This window comes from Fructilactobacillus sp. X3R2C1 (genome assembly GCF_059901235.1).
The window spans coordinates 1-251 of record NZ_JBWXVA010000068.1; the positions used below are offsets into that span (position 1 = coordinate 1).

1 protein-coding gene is annotated in these 251 nt (G+C 65.7%); it reads left to right on the forward strand.

Features of this window, described 5'->3' with window-relative positions; genetic code table 11:
• A partial coding sequence (locus AC6UDB_RS07185; RefSeq protein ID WP_500709581.1) for a GMC family oxidoreductase N-terminal domain-containing protein occupies positions 1-251 on the forward strand: 251 nt, incomplete at both ends.

Sequence of the window (251 nt, forward strand, 5' to 3'; positions counted from 1 at the left end):
TTGCTGGAGGGCAAGCGGGCGGTGGGCGTGGAGTACGACCAGGGCGGGCAGACGCACAAAGTCATGTGCAACCGCGAGGTGCTGGTGGCGTCTGGCCCGATCGGTTCGCCGCACTTGCTGCAGCGCTCCGGCATCGGCCCGGCTGCGGTGCTGAAAAACGCCGGTATCGAGGTGCGCCACGACTTGCCTGGGGTGGGCGAGAACCTGCAGGACCACTCGGAAATCTACATCCAGTATGCGTGCAAGGAGCC